Here is a 1,103-nt window from a genome sequence, read left to right on the forward strand (position 1 = left end):
TAGGAGCTGTTCGAGGTTCGGATCTTGATGAGGGCCGATGACGGGCTGGCCATCGCTGGTAGAACTCGGATGTGGCGCGCTTCGATGTGACCGATGCCGAGTGGGCGTTGATCGAGCCGCATCTGCCAGTGGCGGCAACCGGACCATTGCCGCGGCGGGTGCGTGATCAGTTCAACGGGATCCTGTGGCGGTTTCGCACCGGATCCGGCTGGCGGGACGTGCCGGATCGCTACGGGCCTTGGTCCACGCTCTACTCCCGCTTCAACGGCTGGGCCAAGACCGGGGTGTTCCAGGCGCTGATGGACGCGCTGATCGCCGAGGCCGCGTCCCGGGGACAGGTCGGGCTGGAGTTGGTCAGTGTGGACTCCACGATCGTGCGGGCGCATCAGGACTCGGCCGGGCTGGCGGTGGCCGGGGAGACCTTGGACGCGCTGGAGCAGGCGCTGACGGAGGAAAAGGGGGCGCCACTGCCGCAGCAGCCGCCGGTGCTGCGGGTGATGCGCCGCAGGTCACACCCGCAGTCGGCGCGCCGCCGCCAGATCGCGCGGCCATCCGGCGACGGCGTAAGGCGCGGGCGAAGGCCGCTGCGCTCGGCCGATCCCGGGGCGGGCTGAGCAGCAAGATCCATGCCGCGGTCGATACCGCCGGGTTGCCGCTGGTCTTCGTGCTCACGCCGGGGCAGGCCGCCGATTGCCCGCGTTTCACCGCGGTGCTGGACAAGATCCGGGTGGCCGGGCCGGTGGGCCGGCCACGGACCCGTCCTGCTGCGGTGGCCGCGGACAAGGCCTACTCCTCCAAGGCCAACCGCGCGCATCTGCGCCGTCGTGGGATCGGCGCGGTCATCCCGGAGAAGAGTGACCAGCAGCTCAACCGGCGTAAGAAGGGCTCGGCCGGTGGGCGGCCGGTGGCTTTCGATCCGGTCCGCTACCGGCAGCGCAACACCGTCGAACGCTGCTTTCAGAAGGTCAAGGCCTGGCGTGGCCTGGCGACCCGCTATGACAAAGCTCCGGAGAGCTACGAGGCCGGGCTCTACCTCCGTGGCTCGATCATGTGGTTAAGACTCCTCACCTCAACCACATGATCCAAACTTTAAACAGCTCCTA

Annotated in this window: 1 pseudogene; it reads left to right on the plus strand. The window is 68.4% G+C overall.

From position 1 onward, the window contains the following. Nucleotides 1-71 precede the first annotated feature (71 nt). A pseudogene (locus HII36_RS55395) lies at nucleotides 72-1,081 on the plus strand (IS5 family transposase). Nucleotides 1,082-1,103: the final 22 nt, after the last annotated feature.

The organism is Nonomuraea antri, from assembly GCF_013283785.1.
GTDB classification, from domain to species: domain Bacteria; phylum Actinomycetota; class Actinomycetes; order Streptosporangiales; family Streptosporangiaceae; genus Nonomuraea; species Nonomuraea antri.